General features: G+C 48.8%; 17 protein-coding genes and 1 pseudogene. 13 read left to right on the top strand and 5 right to left on the bottom strand.

Features of this window, described 5'->3' with window-relative positions:
• Nucleotides 1-9 precede the first annotated feature (9 nt).
• From F3J22_RS24335 to F3J22_RS24275, 13 genes and pseudogenes are all read left to right on the top strand, one after another.
• Complete coding sequence (locus F3J22_RS24335) at nt 10-405, top strand: hypothetical protein (RefSeq protein WP_167020526.1); 396 nt, start codon at nt 10-12, stop codon at nt 403-405.
• A gap of 190 nt (nt 406-595) precedes the next feature.
• Entirely contained in the window at nt 596-898 is a 303-nt protein-coding gene (ureA, locus tag F3J22_RS30590; RefSeq protein ID WP_167020525.1) for an urease subunit gamma, read from the top strand.
• 18 nt (nt 899-916) lie between these two features.
• Nucleotides 917-1,216 (top strand): annotated as a pseudogene (gene ureB, locus F3J22_RS30585) (urease subunit beta); the annotation flags it as partial.
• A 71-nt stretch (nt 1,217-1,287) separates the two neighbouring features.
• Nucleotides 1,288-3,009 (top strand): urease subunit alpha, encoded by a 1,722-nt coding sequence (gene ureC, locus F3J22_RS24320; protein WP_167020523.1) that lies wholly within the window; start codon nt 1,288-1,290, stop codon nt 3,007-3,009.
• Between the two features lie 18 nt (nt 3,010-3,027).
• A complete protein-coding gene (gene ureE, locus F3J22_RS24315; protein WP_167020522.1) occupies nt 3,028-3,534 on the top strand; it encodes an urease accessory protein UreE in 507 nt (168 codons plus the stop codon).
• 11 nt (nt 3,535-3,545) lie between these two features.
• Nucleotides 3,546-4,235: an urease accessory protein UreF gene (locus F3J22_RS24310; RefSeq protein WP_167020521.1), complete on the top strand. Its 690-nt coding sequence runs from the start codon at nt 3,546-3,548 to the stop codon at nt 4,233-4,235.
• 12 nt (nt 4,236-4,247) lie between these two features.
• On the top strand, nt 4,248-4,886 hold the full coding sequence (gene ureG / locus F3J22_RS24305) for an urease accessory protein UreG (RefSeq protein WP_167020520.1): 639 nt from the start codon (nt 4,248-4,250) through the stop codon (nt 4,884-4,886).
• 13 nt (nt 4,887-4,899) lie between these two features.
• Nucleotides 4,900-5,700 (top strand): urease accessory protein UreD, encoded by an 801-nt coding sequence (locus F3J22_RS24300; protein ID WP_167020519.1) that lies wholly within the window; start codon nt 4,900-4,902, stop codon nt 5,698-5,700.
• Nucleotides 5,697-6,398, top strand: coding sequence for a hypothetical protein (locus tag F3J22_RS24295; protein ID WP_167020518.1), 702 nt, complete (start codon nt 5,697-5,699; stop codon nt 6,396-6,398). Before F3J22_RS24300 ends, F3J22_RS24295 begins: the two co-directional genes overlap by 4 nt.
• 13 nt (nt 6,399-6,411) lie before the next feature.
• On the top strand, nt 6,412-7,284 hold the full coding sequence (locus tag F3J22_RS24290) for an urea transporter (RefSeq protein ID WP_167020517.1): 873 nt from the start codon (nt 6,412-6,414) through the stop codon (nt 7,282-7,284).
• Between the two features lie 144 nt (nt 7,285-7,428).
• The gene (locus F3J22_RS24285; RefSeq protein WP_167020516.1) at nt 7,429-9,438 is read left to right on the top strand and encodes a TonB-dependent receptor; all 2,010 of its coding nucleotides are present in this window, start codon (nt 7,429-7,431) and stop codon (nt 9,436-9,438) included.
• A gap of 90 nt (nt 9,439-9,528) precedes the next feature.
• Complete coding sequence (locus F3J22_RS24280; protein ID WP_167020515.1) at nt 9,529-11,403, top strand: TonB-dependent siderophore receptor; 1,875 nt, start codon at nt 9,529-9,531, stop codon at nt 11,401-11,403.
• A 222-nt stretch (nt 11,404-11,625) separates the two neighbouring features.
• Nucleotides 11,626-12,813 (top strand): glycosyltransferase family 87 protein, encoded by a 1,188-nt coding sequence (locus F3J22_RS24275; RefSeq protein ID WP_167020514.1) that lies wholly within the window; start codon nt 11,626-11,628, stop codon nt 12,811-12,813.
• A 57-nt stretch (nt 12,814-12,870) separates the two neighbouring features.
• Here F3J22_RS24275 and F3J22_RS24270 read toward each other — a convergent pair whose 3' ends face one another.
• The 5 genes from F3J22_RS24270 to F3J22_RS24250 all read right to left on the bottom strand — a co-directional run bounded on the left by F3J22_RS24270 (nt 12,871) and on the right by F3J22_RS24250 (nt 19,322).
• Complete coding sequence (locus tag F3J22_RS24270) at nt 12,871-13,656, bottom strand: DUF4397 domain-containing protein (RefSeq protein WP_167020513.1); 786 nt, start codon at nt 13,654-13,656, stop codon at nt 12,871-12,873.
• A gap of 21 nt (nt 13,657-13,677) precedes the next feature.
• Nucleotides 13,678-16,233 carry a TonB-dependent siderophore receptor gene (locus F3J22_RS24265; protein WP_167020512.1) on the bottom strand — a complete coding sequence of 852 codons (2,556 nt, stop codon included), beginning with the start codon at nt 16,231-16,233 and terminating at the stop codon, nt 13,678-13,680.
• Between the two features lie 11 nt (nt 16,234-16,244).
• The gene (locus tag F3J22_RS24260; RefSeq protein ID WP_240155157.1) at nt 16,245-17,207 is read right to left on the bottom strand and encodes a cytochrome-c peroxidase; all 963 of its coding nucleotides are present in this window, start codon (nt 17,205-17,207) and stop codon (nt 16,245-16,247) included.
• A 167-nt stretch (nt 17,208-17,374) separates the two neighbouring features.
• The gene (locus F3J22_RS24255) at nt 17,375-18,031 is read right to left on the bottom strand and encodes a YceI family protein (RefSeq protein ID WP_167020511.1); all 657 of its coding nucleotides are present in this window, start codon (nt 18,029-18,031) and stop codon (nt 17,375-17,377) included.
• Between the two features lie 34 nt (nt 18,032-18,065).
• Nucleotides 18,066-19,322, bottom strand: a complete 1,257-nt coding sequence (locus tag F3J22_RS24250; RefSeq protein WP_167020510.1) for a peroxiredoxin — start codon at nt 19,320-19,322, stop codon at nt 18,066-18,068.
• Nucleotides 19,323-19,462: the final 140 nt, after the last annotated feature.

Below are 19,462 nucleotides of genomic sequence, written 5' to 3'. Positions count from 1 at the left end.
CACGAAATCATGAAACTGTTTGTCAGATACATATTATTGTTTCTATTCCTGACAGGATTTACATTCACAGGAAAAAACAAGGGACCGCTGCAGGTCAGCAGTCAAAGGGCACAAATAGCTATGGCCCATACCATGCCAGACAGTGTGCATTCCGGGAAATCCTGTCACCAGTGTGGTGAAATTACTTACATCAATGATTCCGACAGCGACGAAGATAGCAACTTATTGTCGCACCACCAGCCTCGTACCTTACTTAATAACCTGATTATTTATTACGACTCCCTCATCGACAGAGCAGATCCGGTTATCGTAGATTATACCCGATTTGTGCACGCCCAGGTACCCGATATCATCGTGCCCAGATTCATTCGCTTCCACCAACTGTTAATTCCTTTTCAAGCTTAATTTTTTACCGCTCTTTCAGCCACTGTAAAGCAGTCCGGCTTCGTAAGCGCCTTTGTAAACCGGTGTGTTTTACCGGGTACGGCTGGCTTTGCGTCATATTAACACATTATAGGGTCGTAATCGTATATTCGTAAACATAATACGATATCCGAACGTATATCCTATTGCACTCTTCTAAAATTTTACTCATATGCATCTCACTCCAAGAGAAACAGAAAAACTGTTACTCCATCTGGCGGGCGAACTCGCGGCCAAACGTAAGGCCCGTGGTGTTAAACTGAACTACCCGGAATCTATCGCCTTTATCAGCAGCCACCTGCTGGAAGCCGCACGCGACGGGCGTTCCGTAGCCGAACTTATGCAGTACGGCGCCACTATCCTTACCAGAGAGGATGTCATGGAAGGCATTCCTGAAATGATCCATGACGTTCAGATCGAGGCCACCTTCCCGGATGGTACCAAACTGGTGACTGTTCACAATCCAATCCGATAACCTGCTAAACTAACCAAGATGATTCCTGGAGAATATATCATCGCCGATGGTGACATCACCTGTAATGAAGGCCGCGAAACCGTTAAAATAAAAGTCATTAACACGGCAGACCGCCCTGTTCAGATAGGTTCGCACTTTCACTTTTTTGAAGTAAACCGTAAAATGAGCTTCGACAGAGCAAAAGCATTCGGTATGCGACTCAATATCGCCGCAGGTACCGCCGTTCGCTTCGAGCCGGGAGAAGAAAAAGAGGTGACCCTCGTTACCATGGGCGGTAACAGAAAAGCCTTCGGTAGCAACAACCTGGTAAACGGAGACACCACCACAGCTGAAGCCAAAGCCGCCGCTGTCGCTAAACTGGAACCAAACCACTTTTCAAACAACGCATTATGAGTCTGCTGATCAACAAAACCAAATATGCAAATATGTATGGCCCTACCACCGGCGACAAAGTACGCCTGGGCGATACAAACCTCATCATAGAAATTGAGAAAGACCACAACATATATGGAGAGGAAAATAAATTCGGTGGTGGTAAAACCGTAAGAGACGGTATGTCGCAATCCAGCACCGCCCTCCGCGATGAAGGCGTCCTCGATTTCGTGATTACCAACGTGATCGTTATTGACCACTGGGGCATCCAGAAAGGTGACCTGGGTATCAAGAACGGCCATATAGTAGGCTTCGGTAAAGCCGGTAACCCCGATACCATGGACGGAATTGCGCCAGACATGATCATCGGCGCTTCTACTGAAGTGCATGGCGGCGAAGGACTCATCGCCACTGCCGGCGGTATCGATACGCATATCCACTATATCAGCCCGCAACAGATCGAAACAGCACTGTTCAGTGGTGTAACCACCATGATTGGTGGTGGTACCGGCCCTGCCGATGGTACCAACGCGACTACCATCACACCGGGTAAATGGTTCCTGGGCCGCATGCTGCAATCTGCAGAAGCTTTCCCGATGAACCTTGGCTTCTTCGGTAAAGGTAACTGCGCCACCGAAGGTCCTATTGAAGAACAGATCGAAGCAGGTGCGCTGGGAGTGAAAATACATGAAGACTGGGGCGCTACGCCTTCAGTAATCGACGCTTCCCTGAAAGTGGCCGACAAATACGACGTACAGGTTGCCATCCACACGGATACCCTGAACGAAGCGGGCTTCCTGGAAGATACCATGAACGCTATCAATGGCCGTGTAATACATACCTTCCACACCGAAGGTGCGGGCGGTGGCCACGCACCGGATATCATCCGCGCTGCTATGTTCCCGAACGTACTGCCTGCGTCTACCAATCCTACACGTCCATTCACTAAAAATACCATCGATGAGCACCTCGATATGCTGATGGTGTGCCATCACCTGAGCAAAAGCATTCCGGAAGATGTGGCCTTCGCGGATTCCCGCATTCGCCCTGAAACCATTGCTGCAGAAGATATCCTGCACGATCTCGGTGTATTCAGTATCATGAGCTCCGACTCACAGGCCATGGGCCGTGTAGGTGAAGTCATCACCCGCACCTGGCAGACCGCCGATAAAATGAAGCAGCAACGCGGATTTTTACCGGAAGATACTGTCGGCGGCAACGATAACTTCCGTGCTAAAAGATATGTATCCAAATATACTATCAACCCGGCTATCGCACACGGTATCTCTGAATATGTAGGTTCCATCGAACCTGGAAAATTTGCAGATATCGTATTGTGGAAACCAGCGCTGTTTGGTGCCAAATGCGAAATGATTATCAAAGGCGGTATGATCATCGCCAGCAAAATGGGTGACCCGAATGCCAGCATTCCAACACCGCAGCCTGTGATCATGCGCAACATGTTCGGCGCCTTTGGTAAGGCACTGCAACGCAGCTGTATCACTTTTGTATCTAAGGTGAGTATGGAAAAAGGTATCGTGGAAGAATTAGGCCTGGAAAAAATTGTATTGCCAGTGAAAAACTGCCGCAATATCGGTAAGAAAGACCTGATCCACAATAACAAAACGCCGGAAATTACAGTGAACCCGGAAAATTACGAAGTACGTGTAGATGGGGAGAAAATTACCTGCGAACCCGTTGCTACTGTGCCTTTGGCGCAACGCTACTTCCTGTTCTGATGTTTTTAAAAGAATTGTATGATAATAGAATCGGTACTTGGGAATATAGGGGAGATATCGGTAGATAACCTGCAGACAGACCTGCTGGAACTGGAATGGTTTGAAACAACCAAGCGTATCCAGCGTAAGAAAACACAACAGGGTCGCGAAATTGCCATCCGCTTCCTGAAAGAAGGACAGCGGTTACGCCAGGGCGACATCCTCCTGATGGATGATACTACTGCCGTAGTGGTAGATATTATCCCAAGTGATGCCATCGTGGTAACGCCGCGTTCTCTGCTGGAAATGGGAAGTGTGTGCTATGAAATAGGAAATAAGCATCTGCCGGTATTCATACAAAATGACCAGGTACTATTACCATTCGAGGAACCAATATACCGCTGGCTGCTGGCCAGCGGGTATGTTACCGAAAAACAACATACGCGCCTGACCAACCTGCTTAACGCGAATGTGCAACCACATAGCCACGGCAGCGGGGGCGGTAGTTCTCTCTTTTCTAAAATAATGGGCCTCGCTTCCCGCTAAATTGTAAGTATATGGATCTGCATTTATTGGGAAGTCTGCTACACATCAGTGATCCTACTTTGCCAATCGGTGGGTATACACATTCGAACGGACTGGAAACTTATGTGCAGCAGGGAATAGTACACCATCCTGCATCAGCGGCGGCTTATGTATCACAAATGCTGAGTGCCAACCTGCATTTCAATGATGCTGCTTTTGTGTGCCTGGCCTATAAGGCTGTGCAGGCCGCTGATTTTGATGAATTGCTTCGCCTCGATGAAGAACTGACAGCACTGAAACTGCCGGTTGAAATACGCAATGCCAGCCAGAAGCTGGGATTAAGGCTGATAAAGATTTTCCGCCGGCAAAAAGAATTTGCGATCGCCGCAGATTTCGAAAACGCTATCCTGCGTAAAGAAGCCAGCGGTAACTATGCCATCGCCTTCGGCGTATATACGTCGCTGTTAGCTATTCCATTACGGGAAGCACTATACGCTTTTTATTACAACGCCGCCGCCGGTATGGTGACCAACGCTGTTAAGCTGGTACCACTGGGGCAGCTGGACGGACAGGATATCCTGTTTAATATGCAAACAGTTATCGCTGGTCTGATTGATAAAACTATTACGCTGGACAGAGACCTGGTGGGTGTTTGCAATATCGGTTTTGATATTCGCTGCATGCAGCACGAACGCCTCTATTCCAGGTTGTATATGTCTTAAAAAAATTAATTTATGTCTCAGAGAAAATATGTAAAAATCGGTGTTGCAGGCCCTGTTGGCTCTGGAAAAACCGCACTGATAGAACGTTTATCCCGCCACCTGTTAAATACTTACAGTCTGGGTGTGATCACCAATGATATTTATACGAAGGAAGATGCTGAATTCTTAACGAAAAACAGCCTGCTCCCTAAAGAACGCATCATCGGCGTGGAAACAGGCGGCTGCCCGCATACGGCTATCCGCGAAGATGCCAGCATGAACCTGGAGGCTGTAGATGAAATGGCGGCAAGGTTCCCGGATGTGGAGCTGATCCTCATTGAAAGCGGTGGCGATAACCTCAGTGCTACCTTCAGTCCTGACCTCGCGGATGTAACGATTTTCGTTATCGACGTGGCAGAAGGGGATAAGATCCCGCGTAAAGGCGGCCCTGGTATTACCCGCTCCGATTTGCTGGTCATCAACAAAATTGACCTCGCACCATATGTACATGCCGATTTAGGCGTGATGGAACGGGATGCCCGCAAAATGCGCAACGGCAAACCTTTCGTATTTACTAACCTTATGTCACTGCAGGGACTGGATACTGTCATCGGCTGGATACAGAAATATGCATTGCTGGAAAATATTGAAGAACCAGCATTAGTGAGATAACGAAACTGCAAGAATGATAAACAGGCTGACAATAACCAGCGGTTTTAAAAATCACCGGTCGTACCTGAAAGATACCTTTTTTACGCCACCATTCAGGGTGGCCGACATCAGTGAACACAGGCGGGACCCTGCGCTGTACCTGATGGTGATGAGCTCATCACCCGGGATACTTGATGGCGACCGGTATGAGATATCCATAGACGTAGAAACGGGAAGTAAGCTGCAGTTGCAGACACAATCCTACCAGCGCCTGTTCAATATGCAGCATGGCGCTTCGCAGGAGCAACGCATCACTTTGCATCCGGGATCTACGTTCAGTTATGTACAACATCCGGTGGTACCGCATGAAAATGCCATCTTCAAAGGAAAAAATTTTATAGAGATGGCAGATGATTGCAGGCTCACATTCGGTGAAATACTCACCTGTGGCCGCAAGCATTCCGGCGAAGTATTCCGCTACCGCGAGTTTCATAACATTACGGAGATCAGGCATGGAAAAAAACTGCTGGTAAAGGATAATCTGCTGTTACAGCCAGGATTGATAGATATGGCTGCCACCGGCCAGATGGAAGGGTACACGCACCAGGGAACCCTGCTGCATGTAAGTACCGGCACACCGATAGACGACGATGTTGCCGATATCCTGCACACGCTGCTGGAGGAGGAAGAAGGGGTGGCCCTGGGCATTACACGCCCGTCGGCACAGGTGCTGGCAGTACGTATCCTGGGCAATGGGGGCGAGCAGCTGTTTAGTTGCCTGAACCGTATCGCTCATTATTTCTGGACTTTAACACCACAAACAGTAAACGCATGAACATAGAACTAATCACACTGGTGGTGTCGGCGATTACTATCAGTAGTTTACACACTGCCACCGGGCCGGATCACTATCTGCCATTTATTGTGCTGTCCAGGTCAAGAAAATGGAAGATGTCGAAAACAGTTGTATGGACGATCCTTTGCGGCTTCGGACATATATTCAGTTCTGTTTTGCTCGGACTGGCAGGTGTATTACTGGGCTGGCAGCTCTCGAAGCTGACGTGGTTCCAGGATATACGCGGGAATATGTCGGGCTGGTGCCTGCTGGGCTTTGGGATTTTATATCTCCTGTACGGCCTGCGTGCCGCCTGGATCAACAAGCCGCACAAGCATTTCGATGTTTACGGCGATGGTGATATTTACGTATATGAACATAAGCACGGCGAAGTTGTTTATCCGCAGAACCGGGTAAAGGTGACGCCCTGGATTTTGTTCGCCATCTTCGTGATGGGCCCCAGTGAGCCGCTGGTACCGTTGTTATTTTACTCCGGTGCCCATCGGTCCGCGACGGAAATCATTGTGCTGATCACGGTGTTCGCACTGTCTACCGTTGCCACCATGCTGGCGATGGTACTGATAGGATGTTATGGATATTCTTTCATTAAAACAGATAAACTGGAACGTTATGTACATGCCATTGGTGGTGCAGTAGTGACCATGTGTGGTATTGGCATGGTGTTTTTCAACTGGTAAGAAATAATCAATTATGCGAGAGAAAAAAATGTTTCCCATCGCCCCGTATTTCAGGGGTGTAGGGCAGATCATGCTTCAACCGAACGGTTGGACAGGCCTGCTGTTTCTGGTAGGGATCTTCTATGATTCAGTGATAATGGGTATTGCCGCTATGGTGGCAGTAGTGACAGGCACGCTGACAGCTAAGCTGCTGAAGTACGATGAAACAGAAATCAACGACGGCCTTTATGGCTTCAGTGCCACACTGGTAGGCGTTGCACTCACTTTTTATTTTGCGCCCGTACCCGTTATCTGGGTGGCCGTAGTGCTGGGCTCCGCGCTGGCAGCCATGTTCCAGCATGCGCTGATCGTACGTAAAATCCCGGGATTTACATTTCCTTTTATCGTAATTACCTGGATATTATTATTCGTTTTCAGACATCTGTACGTATTACCGGTTTCCAGCGAAGTAACCGAAGCACTGAACGCCTATGATGATTTCACCGTTTCTACACATGGCTTTGGAGAAGTAATCTTCCAGGGTAGTGTGCTGGCAGGGCTGATATTTTTCCTGGGGGTGTTTGTCAGCTCTCCGGTGGCAGCACTTTACGGCGTGGCCGCTTCTGTGCTGGGAGCCTATGTTTCCGAGCGCTTCGCAGAACCCATGACGGATATCCATATGGGACTTTTCAGCTTCAACGCAGTGTTATGTGCGATCACCTTCTCTGGTAAAAAGCCGGTAGATGGTATCTGGGTGCTGATTTCAGTGCTGCTGTCGGTGGCCATAGACCTGGGGATGCTGAGTATGCACTGGGCGGTACTGACTTTCCCGTTTGTGGCAGCCAGCTGGATTACACTCGCCCTGAAGAATGGCGCGAAGAAACTTATGCCCGCACTGGTAGAGTAATTCCCCGGCTTTTTATATCACCGGCACTATAGGTTGTTGAACAGCTTTATGTATTAGCTGTCTTTCACTAACTTTGCGACTGCTGTAGCAAAGATCAACCTATAAGTACCATGACAAATGGTGCAGCCAACAAGAATTTATTACATGCTTAGAGAGATTTTATTATTGAGTACCTCCCTGCTTGCACAAAAGGTCTACGCGGGAGAACCACAGGATACCATACCATTAAAGCAATCCCATTTATCACAGATCGAAGTGACTGCCCCGCGGGTAGAAAAGTCTATGTTAAAGGTGGACCTGAAAATGACACCGGTAAATACCGCACAAGACCTGCTGCGCAAGGTTCCCGGATTATTCATTGCCCAACATGCCGGTGGCGGTAAGGCAGAACAGATCTTCCTGCGCGGTTTCGATTGCGACCATGGTACCGATGTCAACATCAGTGCCGACGGCATTCCCGTGAATATGGTTTCCCATGCGCACGGACAAGGTTATGCCGATTTACACTTCCTCATCCCGGAAACCATTGAAGGTATCGACTTTGGTAAAGGTGCCTATTATGTGGATAAGGGAGACCTGAATACCGCCGGCTATGTTAGTTTCCATACCATGGACAGTCTGCCGGGAAATATGGTAAAGCTGGAAGGTGGTTCTTTTAATTATCTCCGTGGAGTAGGGTTGTTTAACCTGATACATAAAACAGGCCCCCGTGCAGAGAATGCCTATATCGCCGCTGATTACAGCTATACTGACGGGCCTTTCGATGTAAAACAAAATTTCCGCAGACTGAACCTCTTCGGGAAATATAATAAATGGCTGAATGACAAAAACTACATTTCATTACTGGTATCTACCTTTGGCTCCGACTGGAACGCCTCCGGCCAGATCCCGGAACGTGCCGTGGCGGAAGGGATTATCAGCCGCTGGGGTTCTATAGACCCTACAGAAGGTGGTAATACCAACCGTACCAACGCCGCTTTCACGTATAAGCATCTTTTTAATGATCATCAGTCAACAGAATCATTCTTCTACTATTCCCATTACGAATTTAATCTCTTCTCCAACTTCACTTTCTTCCTGAAAGACCCGGTAAACGGCGATGAGATCAATCAGCGTGACAACCGTAACCTGTTTGGTTTCCAGCAGAAATATACCCAAACCTTCGGTAATTTCCGCTGGGAGAGTGGCGCCGGTTTCAGACTGGATGACATCAACGACCTGGAGCTGAACCATGTATACCGCCGCGATTCCCTGCTGGGACGTGAGTCCTGGGGAAATGGGACCGAAACTAACCTGTACGCCTATACGGGATTAGACTGGCATAAAAACAGGTGGAGTATTGCGCCAGGTGTCAGGGTGGATCATTTTATCTTTAACTATAATGATAAACTGTTGGACGCCAGGAATAAAGAGCAGGCAACAAGAGTGAGTCCCAAGCTGAATTTCGGCTATACTGCCAGCAGTAAATTGCAGTGGTACCTTAAAACCGGTATGGGCTTCCACTCCAACGATATGCGTGTGGTAATACAGGAGAAAGGGAAGGATATCCTGCCTTTCTCTGCCGGCGCCGACCTGGGCGTTATCTGGAAACCTGCCCACAACCTGTTTATACAGCCTGCCCTCTGGTACCTGTACCTGCAGCAGGAATTTGTATATGTGGGAGATGAAGCAGTAGTAGAGCCCGCAGGTAAAACACGTCGTTTAGGCGTAGATGTTAGTGTGAGATACCAGCCATTGAGCTGGTTATATATAGATGCAGACATTAACTATGCCCATGGCCGTTCTATAGACGATCCTAAAGGTGAGAACTATATTCCGCTGGCGCCCGTGCTGACAAGTACCGGTGGTGTGGCGGTGAAGCTGCCGGCAGGATTTTCTGCCAATCTCCGTTACCGGTATATGAAATCCAGGCCTGCCAACGAAGATAACAGCGTGGTAGCACGCGGTTACTTTGTGAACGACCTGGCGCTGGCATATACCCGTGGCCGTTTCGACTTCACTGTTCAGGCGCAGAACCTCTTTAACGTAAACTGGAACGAGGCCCAGTTTGAAACAGAAACCCGCCTCCAGCAGGAGAAAAATCCGGTTACTGAGCTTTGTTTTACGCCTGGAACACCGTTTGCATTGAAGGCTGGCGTAACGGTAAGGTTCTAACCGGACTAGCAACAAATTTAAAACCGGCCTATACCGGACAGCAGCATCAGGCTTAGCTTTGCGACCTTTTTAGACCAATTGTCCAAATAAATGCGTGCTAACTTAATGATACTGCTGATGGGTATGGCCGGTACGGCTGCCGCCCAACAGCTACCCGATACCACCGCCCCTGTACGTAACCTGGGAGAAGTGATCGTCCAGGAAAACAGGTTGTCGGCCCCTTTAAAGCAATCCAACAGGAATATTACCATCATCAGCCGCAAGCAGATAGATGCTATGGCGGCAGTTTCCATCAATGAGGTACTGGCCTATGTTCCCGGACTCGATGTGCGTCAGCGCGGTCCTGGCGGTATCCAGGCAGATATCGGTATCGATGGCGGTACCTTCGATCAGACGCTGGTGTTACTGAACGGTATTAAAATCACCGATCCGCAGACAGGCCACAACATCATGAACCTGCCGGTTTCCCTGCAGGATGTAGACCATATAGAAGTCATCCGCGGGGCAGCTGCCAGAGTATATGGCATCAATGCCCTGAACGGCGCTATCAATATCATCACCCGTAAAGCCACACAGAGCGGGGGAGAAGTAAATGTCAGCGGTGGTAGCAGCTTTAAGAACAATGAAGATGGCCACCTCTACAATAACTACAATGCAGGCGCTACTGGTGCCCTGGTGAAAGATGGTAGTAACCAGTCTTTGTCGGCCAATGTGAGCGCAGGAAACGGCTACCGCTACAATACCGCTTTCCAGAATACCAAAGCCCTGTACCAGGGTGGTTTCCAGCTGAACGATAAGAATCAGGTCTCTATACTGGCCGGTTATGTAGATAATCAATATGGCGCCAATGCATTTTATGCGGCTCCTGGCGACAAGGAATCCAAAGAATACGTGAAAACTGCGCTGGCAGCGGTAAGCAGTAGTCACCGCATCAATAGCCACTGGCTGATGACCCCACGTATCAGTTACCGTTTTGCAGAAGATGATTACCGTTATATCAAAACAGATATTTCCAAGGCCCGTAATCTGCATAATACCAATATTGTGGATGCGGAGCTGAACAACAGCTTCGACACGAAAATAGGTCTGTTTGGTGCCGGAATTGAGGCAAGGTATGAGCATATCAACAGCTCCAATCTTGGCAACCACGAGCGTACCAACCTGGGCGCCTTTGCCGAATATAAAACCCGTGGCGACAAGCGCCTGAATTTCTCCGTAGGTGGTTACCTGAACTATAATACCCAATATGGCTGGCAGTTCTTCCCGGGTGCCGATGTGGGCTTCAACATCACCTCTGACCTGAAAGTATATGCCAACGCAGGTTCTGCCCAGCGTCTGCCTACCTATACCGACCTGTATTACAAGAGCCCGAGTATTCTTGGCAACGACCAGTTAGGCCCGGAGAAGGCTTTCTATACAGAGCTGGGTGTCCGTAAATATAGCGGCAAATTCAACTTTGCAGCCAGTGGCTTCTACCGCCAGATCTCTGATTTCATCGACTATGTGAAGGATAGCATCCCGCAGCCATGGCAGCCGATGAACTTCCAGCGTGCGGATACCAAAGGGCTTACCGCCAGTGCCGGGTATAATACTAATTTCAATGAAAAAGGCTTCTTTACCACCTTTGGCGCTAATGTAGGCTATAACTATCTGTCGCCCGATTTCAAGGGAGACGACACCCATAATAAAATTTCCAGATACGTGATTGAGAGCCTGCGCCATCAGTTTGTAGCAGGTGCCAATACCAGTTTCGCCGGACATTTCAATCTGAGTGCTACGGCGCGCTATTGCATGCGTATTAACTACAAGGATTATACGCTGGTAGATGCACGTTTGTCGTACCGTCAGTCGCGCTTTAAGGTATACGTTGACGCCAACAATATATTGGATGTAACGTATATAGAAGCGGGTGCCGTGCCGATGCCGGGCCGCTGGATGACGGTAGGGGCGAGTATTAAGTTGTAATATTTTTTATACAGAGATACCTGTAGATTATCGCGCAGCTGTTTGCTGCCGAAACACAAAAGGGAAGCCTGCGGCATCCCTTTTGTGTTTCGGGGGAGAAGAGATAGCCAGCCACAGGCTGGTGGCTGATTCTCCGGAGCGGTATTTAAGTTATAGGGGGGATCGTTATTCCCTGCGTTATAGAAGTATAACTAAATATTCTGTACTGTGCATTTTGGATTTGTGTCAAGGAGCTTGCGTATCCCTATAGCTGTACCCGCATTGCAATATCCGCAGGCGCCAACTACGAGGGCCAGACGCTATGCCGCAGTAATAGCCGGAGCATATCTGTTGGGCACACTTGTTTTATTCATACAGGCAGTGCTCACAGGGAAGTATAACAACTTCACCATCTTCAGTCATTCCTGGCAGCATCTTACAACACATCTTCCGTTATATAATTTGTATCCGGAAGAATATTTTGATTATTACCTCTATCATCCAACGTTTCCCATTTTATTCATGCCTTTCGCAATACTGCCTGGTCATGCAGGATTGCTTCTCTGGCTGCTGTTTAACAGTATGGTGTTTTTATACGCCGTGTATCAGCTACCGATGAACTGGCAGAAAAAAAACCTGATGGCAGGCCTGGTACTATTGGAGATCCTGAATGCCATTCAGTCGTCACAATCGAATCCGCTGATGGTAGCACTGATGTTGCTCACGGTGGTGCAGTTGGAGAAGCGGAATGTAAAGCTGGCGGCCTTATTTACGTGTATATTATTTTTCATAAAAGGTTACGGCGCTATTATAGGATTGTTGTTCCTGTTTTATCCTGGTAAAAAGAAGTTCTTAAAATACTGTTTTGCTTTTGGAATAGGTGGCTCCCTGCTGCCATTACTGGTAATATCCCCCGCGGAGCTGATACAAACCTATAAAGACTGGTTTCTGCTGATCACCAGCGCAACCATCAAAGAGGATGCTTCGCTGTATGGGATGTTCCATGCAATGCGGCATGAGTCATACTTAATTACAACCGGAATGGATAAAGCCATACTGGTATTTTCAATCATCGGATTGCTGGCAGCTATTGTCTGTACAGCGATTGCGGGTACACAGCAGAGCCGGTTTCTATTCGCTGCCTACCTGCTTATCTGGATCGTCATTTTCAACCAAAGTACTGAATCGCCGACCTATGCCATTGCCGCAACCGGCGCGGTAATGGCCCTGGTCATGTTTTCACAAAATATTATGAAATGGATATTATTGGGATTGCTTATATTTGTGACATCCCTGGCACCAACAGATTTAGTGCCGTCATCCATTAATCACCTTGCTGTAGACCTCCAACTGAAAGCACTTCCATGTTTACTTATCCTGTTATTCCTGCAATCAACGCTCTTTTTTCATAGGCGACAGGTTATAGGCTGACTACTATTAACTTGTCTCAGCAATGTGGGAGCCGGCTTTACCCCGGCCCCCCTTTGCTTATTTTTCTACAATCCAGTCTGCTGCAACCGTCTCTTCTCCTGCAACCCTATGCAGGAATACTGTATATATCTTCCCCGCTTCCAGCTTGATATTCGTCAAATTATTATTTTTTATAACCAATGATTTCAGATTGTTGGCAGGACTTACGACAATAGAAATCGTACCTGCGTTTACGTTAGTGAATGGCCCCAGCGAATAGGCACTGCCATTGATATCTCCATTGGCAGCACTGCCATAGCTTACTTTGGCGCTCAGCGATTTTGGGGTAGTACCATCGTAGAGACTTACCTGCAGGTCGCCGGTTTGTGTAGCCAGATGAACGAAGCGAAGCTTTGCCTGGCTGGCAGGAGGATCACTGAGATCATCATAGAATAATATCAGGGAATCTTTTGTGATATCGTTGGTAGAAGGCGCCGCAAATACAGTATGGTAATAGGTGGCTATAGGGCCGTTAGGGCCGCCACTGGCGGAATACGTGGCACTATTTCCAAACTGCCGGGATACCGTATAGCTGCTGCCGGTGCCTTCTGTAACATTGATCTGCACATTGCCGTAGGTGGTTGCGAGGTAAGGACTCGCCTGGCCGGGATAGAGCAAACTGGTAGTAATTTGCTGTGTGAATGTCCAGAATTGAATACCTGTATTGCTGGTGCGTGCATTTACAAAACTTACCTGTGCGCTCAGTGGTGGCCGGTCTGTGGCTTTGATGTCCAGGTAATCCGATTTCTTGCAGGCAGAAAAAATTATCAGCGAGGCAACCGTAAATAGATAAACGTATTTCATACAATTATTTTTTTCAGATGATCAGAGTTTTGCCAGTACCCGTACAAAGGGCTGTATGCCGGCGCTGCCGTTCTGCATCCCCACGATAGTAGGGTTTCTCAGTCCCGAAGTAGCAGCCGCTGTATAATCTCCCAATTCATTAAATACATTATTTACACCGATAGTGGCCTGCAATACCTTATTGAACCGGTATCCGATGGCTACATCTGCCACCAGGATAGGCCTTAACTCCTGCAGGTAATAATCTGGCTTTGGGAAACTGGCATTTTGTGCAGTGGCAGTGGTCACAGCGCCAAAGTAGACACCACGCAGCAGGAAATTGAACCGGTTGATGCTCAGACTGCCCTGCAACGTAATTTTCTGCTGTGGGATATTGGTAGTTACACGGGCCTGTTCTGATTGGCTGAAAATCACATACCGGTAGGCTTCCAAACCTTTCGGTGTATTCACCGACGTCACTTCATTTTTAGAAAAGTTGGCGCCTCCCAGGAGCTGTAAAGTGCCACGTTGCAGCGGAAACCTATAGCTGGCAGTTATTTCCAGGCCCTGGGTACGGGTACTGAAGGCGTTGTAAAAAAACTTCGCCTGTGTGGTGCCCGTGGCCAGTAGCAATGCGCGTACTTCCGCCGGGAGGTTGGCATCGGTGGCGGAGAAGTTGCCGGTGTTGCCTACCCGGTTTTTTATATCGATGAGATAGCCGTCTATAGAGATTTCTGCGTTGTTCACCGGCTGACTCGTGATGCCGGCGCTGTAGCCTGTAGACTTCTCCGGCGTCAGCGAGGGGATACCCAGTGCTCTGGTAGCAGCACTCTTGTTGGAGGCGGTGACTTGGTCTATGGCGCGGCCCTGCTGAAAGCTGGTACTGGTTTCTGTGTAATAGAACTGTGCCAGGTCGGGTGCACGGAAACCGCTATTGGCGGCGCCACGAATGCTCAGCCAGGGCGCAAAGCTATAGCGGGTGGCAATCTTGCCGGTAGTTACGTTACCGAAGTCAGAGAAGTTTTCTGCACGCAATGCTGCAGAGAGCAGCCACTGTTCTGTGATATTAGCCTCCAGGTCTATATAACCCGCTACAATGGCCCTGCTTACATTCACTTCATTGGAAGGCCGGAAGCCGGCATGTATCTGTGATCCCGGGCTGAGTCCGTTCAGTGCAAGCAGTCCGGCATCGGCTACATAGGGAATGCCGGCGGCGCTGGTGTCGATGCGGTAAATGGTACGGAGGTCTGCCTTTGTATAGGAGGCTTCTTCGCCGGCGATGATCTGGTAGGTCTCCGTTCTGTATTGGGCGCCAAAGGCTACGTTGATGCCATGTAAGGGCTTTTCGAAATACCGTGTCACCTCTATGCCGGCGGTATTCTGTCCGGCATTGTATTTACCGGCGTCGAAAGAAGTCGGGCTTTTCACGCCCATGCTGGCGTTGAGCGAATTGCTGATATTATTGCTGAAATCATTTCTGCCATAAACATTGGAGATATCCAGTTTCCAGCCCTTGATCCTTCCTTTAATGCCGATGGCAATGGATTTATCAGTAATGCCATTGTCCATGGCAGGCAGGAAGCCATCGGGATAGAGGGTGGTGTTGTTGCGTTCCGTCCACCCGGGAAGACGGTACACGGCAGTGAATTGCGAGTTGCGGTGACTGATGCCACCAAACGTATATACCTCTACGTTATCATTCACTGGTACGGCGGCATTAAAAAACAGCAACGCGTCTTTAGCCTTGTTGGCGCCGCCGCCTCGCTGGTCAAAGAAGTGGCGGTCTATGCCTCTGCTTTTCAGAATAGCATCATCGATTTCTTTCGTATAGATATTATCGTAGCCACGGGTATTGGCGCCGCCGCCGTAGATAGGGCCATTATAGAGTCCGGCGTCGTCGCGGCCGGGCTGCAATGCGATGGCCTGGGTGGCATATTCCACGGTAGCATTGAGGTATCCGCCCTGTTGACCCAGCTTTACCCCATAGTTGACGCTGGTGCGGGTGGTGGTACCATCGCCGCGGCGTCGGGTGCTGGCAGTGCTGCTGATCACACCGTTATCGGTTTGTTTTTTCAGTACGATATTAATCACCCCGGCGATGGCATCGGAGCCGTATTGCGCAGCGGCGCCGTCGCGCAGTATCTCTATCCTTTCGATGGCGGCTGTTGGGATGGCGTTGAGGTCGTAACCGGTGGCGCCATTTGCGAGTCCGCCCCAGTTGATATTGGCGCTTTTATGCCGGCGTTTGCCGTTGACCAGAACCAGCAGCTGATCGGCGCCAAGGCCTTTCAGCTGGGCGAGGTTCAGGGAGGAACCGGCATCACCGGCATTACTGCCGTTGACAGAGTGAAAAGAAGGAGAGATATACTGCAGCAGCTGCGTAATGCTGGTTTGCGGTGCCTGTTCCTGGATGGCTTTAATATCGATGATATCTACCGGTACTGGCGAGTTAAGCCGGGTGCGGCTGGCATTACGGGAGCCAACAATCTGCACTTCGTTCAGTTGCCGGGTAGTGTCCGGCCGGGGCCGTTGATCCTGTGCGGCAGCAGCCTGCATCAGTAGTAATGGGGTAATAGCGGGCAGTATAATTTTTTTCATGTGAAGTGTTTTCATGGTTTGCGGTGGATGATAAAGCGATCGTCCGTTAGTGCGATCAGAAAAGCTTCCAGATCGTTGAGTTCTGATTCGCTTAGTTGCAATGGCTTGCTGAGGGAAAGATCGCGGTGTATACCGCCGGGCAGCACGGAGTCGGGGTTGTTGTAGTAATGCAATACCTCTTTCAGCGTATGGAACATACCGTTATGCATATACGGAGCGGTGACGGCCACATTGCGCAGACTGGGAACTTTAAAGAAGCCCAGCTGTGAGCTGTCGTGCGTTATTTCGAAGCGGCCGGCATCATTGAGTTGTTTGCCGTTGAACAGGCCTATGTTCTTGAAACGGTCTGCGGTGAAGTCTTCCCCGGAGTGACAGTTGTTACAGTTGGCTTTGCCGATGAACAGCAATCTGCCACGTATAGCCGATGGTGTCAGTGCGTTGTCGTCTCCGTTGATATAGCGGTCGTATGGACTATTGGCCGTTTCGAGTGTTCGTTCATAGGCAGCTATGGCTTGCAGCAGATTTTTGCTGCTGACGGTATCGTCAAAAACCTGTTTGAATAGTTGCTGGTAGCCGGGGTTGTTGTTGAGGCGCTGTACTGCTTCAACGATGGGGAGCCCCATTTCTACGGGATTGATGATGGGCTGCAATGCCTGGTCTTCCAGGGTAGCGGCGCGGCCGTCCCAGAAATAGCTGGGGCGTCCGGAGAGGTTGGTGATACCAGGTGTATTCCTGCGTGTAGGCGTGCCATTTAGTCCGCGGCTGAAAGTCAGGGTATCGGCGAAGCCGAACTGGGGTATATGGCAGGAGGCGCAGGCAAGGGTGCTGTCTTTCGATAATTGTTTCTCGAAAAAAAGCTTTTCTCCCAGGGAAGCCTTGGTGGGCGGGCCTGCGGTATGGGTGCGAAAGCCTGCCACCATGCAGTAAAGGCATAGTATCCCCATTAAAATGAAGATCATTTTTCTGTGGTTCATGTCAGTAAATATTGGTGGTAAGGCGTTGCTGTGGGCTGTAAAGGGGTATAAAAAAGGCTGGCTAAAAGTTAATATAAGCATCTGCGTAAGCAAAACCGCGCGCAGCGCGATATACCTGCAGGTATGAATATAGTGCCTTTAGTCAGCCCTGATGGATTAGTAAGCAGTTATTTAGCGCTGGCTACCAGTTCTACGTTCAGGTCAAAGTTATCATAGATCGCTTTGTCGCCGATGCCTTCAAAGAAGCTTTTAGAGCCATACTTTATACTGTATTTGGTACGGTCTACGGTGATGCTGGCCTTTGCAGTGAGCTGTTTACCACTAACGGTAACGGTAGCAGGAAAACTGACAGGGTTGGTGATACCTTTAATGGTGAGATTGCCGGTAACATCATAAGTGCCGTTGCCCTTAGGTTTCAGGCTGGTGATCACGAAGTCGGCTTTCGGGAATTTCTCCACAGAAAAGAAGTCGTCACTTTTCAGGTGCCCCAGCAGTTTGGCATTACTGTCAGCATCTTTGATATCCGTTACAGCAATGCTGCGGGTATCGAGTGAGAAGTTGCCGCCGGACAGCTGGTTGTTTTCCAGTGTGAGCGCACCATTGGAAATATTAATGGTGCCGCTGTGTTCTCCGGCAACCTTTTTTCCTACCCAGTTCAGTTTACTCTGTTTTGCATCTACCTGGAAAGTGGTAGCCCTGGCCTTTGCGGGCGCTGTGGTAGCAGCAGCTGCTTTTTTATTGCCGTCTTTTGTTGTAGCGCCTGCCGTTAATGACAGCAGCAGGAATGTTCCGCTGAAAAATACTAAAGTTGCTAATTTCTGCATTTGTTTGTGTTTATATCAGGTAGATGTAAATGTGTTATTTTTCAGCAATGAGTTCGTCCAGGTCTTTGTTCCATTTCGCTACATAATCTTTGTAATATTGTCCTGTAACTTCGCCGGTATAACCGGTATGGATTTGTCTGACATTTCCCTTCCTGTCTATGAGGATCGTTGTGGGGAAAGCCATCATCCTATTGAGCGCCGGTAATTTTTCTGACGCCACTTTCTTATCAGCAATGCCACCAAAAAGAATATCATAATTAATGTTGTATTTCTCTTTTAATTTACCCAGCGTATAGCGGGCATAATCCAGGTCGTCTTTCTGTTCAAAACCAATAGCAATCGCTTCTACGCCACGGTCTTTATTTTTATTGAACCATGGGGAGAGGAAGGATGTCTGGTCGGTACAGTTAGGACACCAGGTGCCGATGATTTCTACAACGACCACTTTGCCTTTGTATTTTTCATCGCTGAGAGAAACATTTTTTCCGTTCAGATCGGGCAGGGTGAAATCCAGTTTGGAGTAGCCTTCCTTCAGATAGGTAAGCTTGTAAGGGTCTGGTAGTTCAGCAGCCGCATTTTTTTCGCCGTCGAATTTAATGTTGTTGTAGATGCCTAAAGATAGTTCTCCTGTCAATGTTTTGTCGTCGTTGACTTTTCCTTTGATGTAGATGGGGCTGGGGCCGGTGAAGCCTGACAGTTCAAATTCATCGCCGTGAATGGTACCTTCCAGTTCGCGGCTGTCGCCTACTACAGACATGATCACGCCGGTAAGTTTATTCCCCTGCTGATGTAATAATCCAATTCTGTCGGGGGTAGGTTCCTTGCTATAGATCTTCAGTTCCCATTTCCCATCGATATTAAACTTAGGTGCTTCTTCTGTGCCGGCGGGCGCAAAGCGGTAGTCCTGGCCGTATTCCGCTGTAAACGGCAGGGCGTTGCCCCGGAAATTTGGGACCAGGCTTCTGTATTCACCGCTGATATGGCCATCTGACTCGATTTTAGCTACCAGGGCTGCATCATAGGTATTCATCTTTATAAAAATAGAATCAGGGCCTATGCGCTGCACATGGAAATCATCGTGCCGCGAACCATTGATCAGCGTAAAAACAGCATGTTCGGCATCTTTACCTTTCAGCTGAAAATTAAATGGCACCTGCGATTCGCTGAGCGTGAATACACCACGCCAGATACCTTCTCTGATAAAGGGTCTGGCAGGGCCTTCCGCGTGGGCAGCACCGCCAATACCAGCCGCCAGCAAGGCGGAAAGAACAAATTTTTTATAAGATTTCATGGTTCAAATATTTGGTTGAAAAAAGAAAACAAGGGTGATCACTGTGTGCAGGAATTTATCTGCATACAGAAAAAATTTGACGTATATAACGTCTACGGTAGTACGAAATAATTATTCAGATTTCTCTCCGGCTGGTGGGA

This window comes from Chitinophaga sp. Cy-1792 (assembly GCF_011752935.1).
Classification (GTDB): Bacteria; Bacteroidota; Bacteroidia; order Chitinophagales; family Chitinophagaceae; genus Chitinophaga.
The sequence above is the reverse complement of the archived record's forward strand: the minus strand, read 5'-3'. Positions and strand labels throughout refer to the sequence as shown.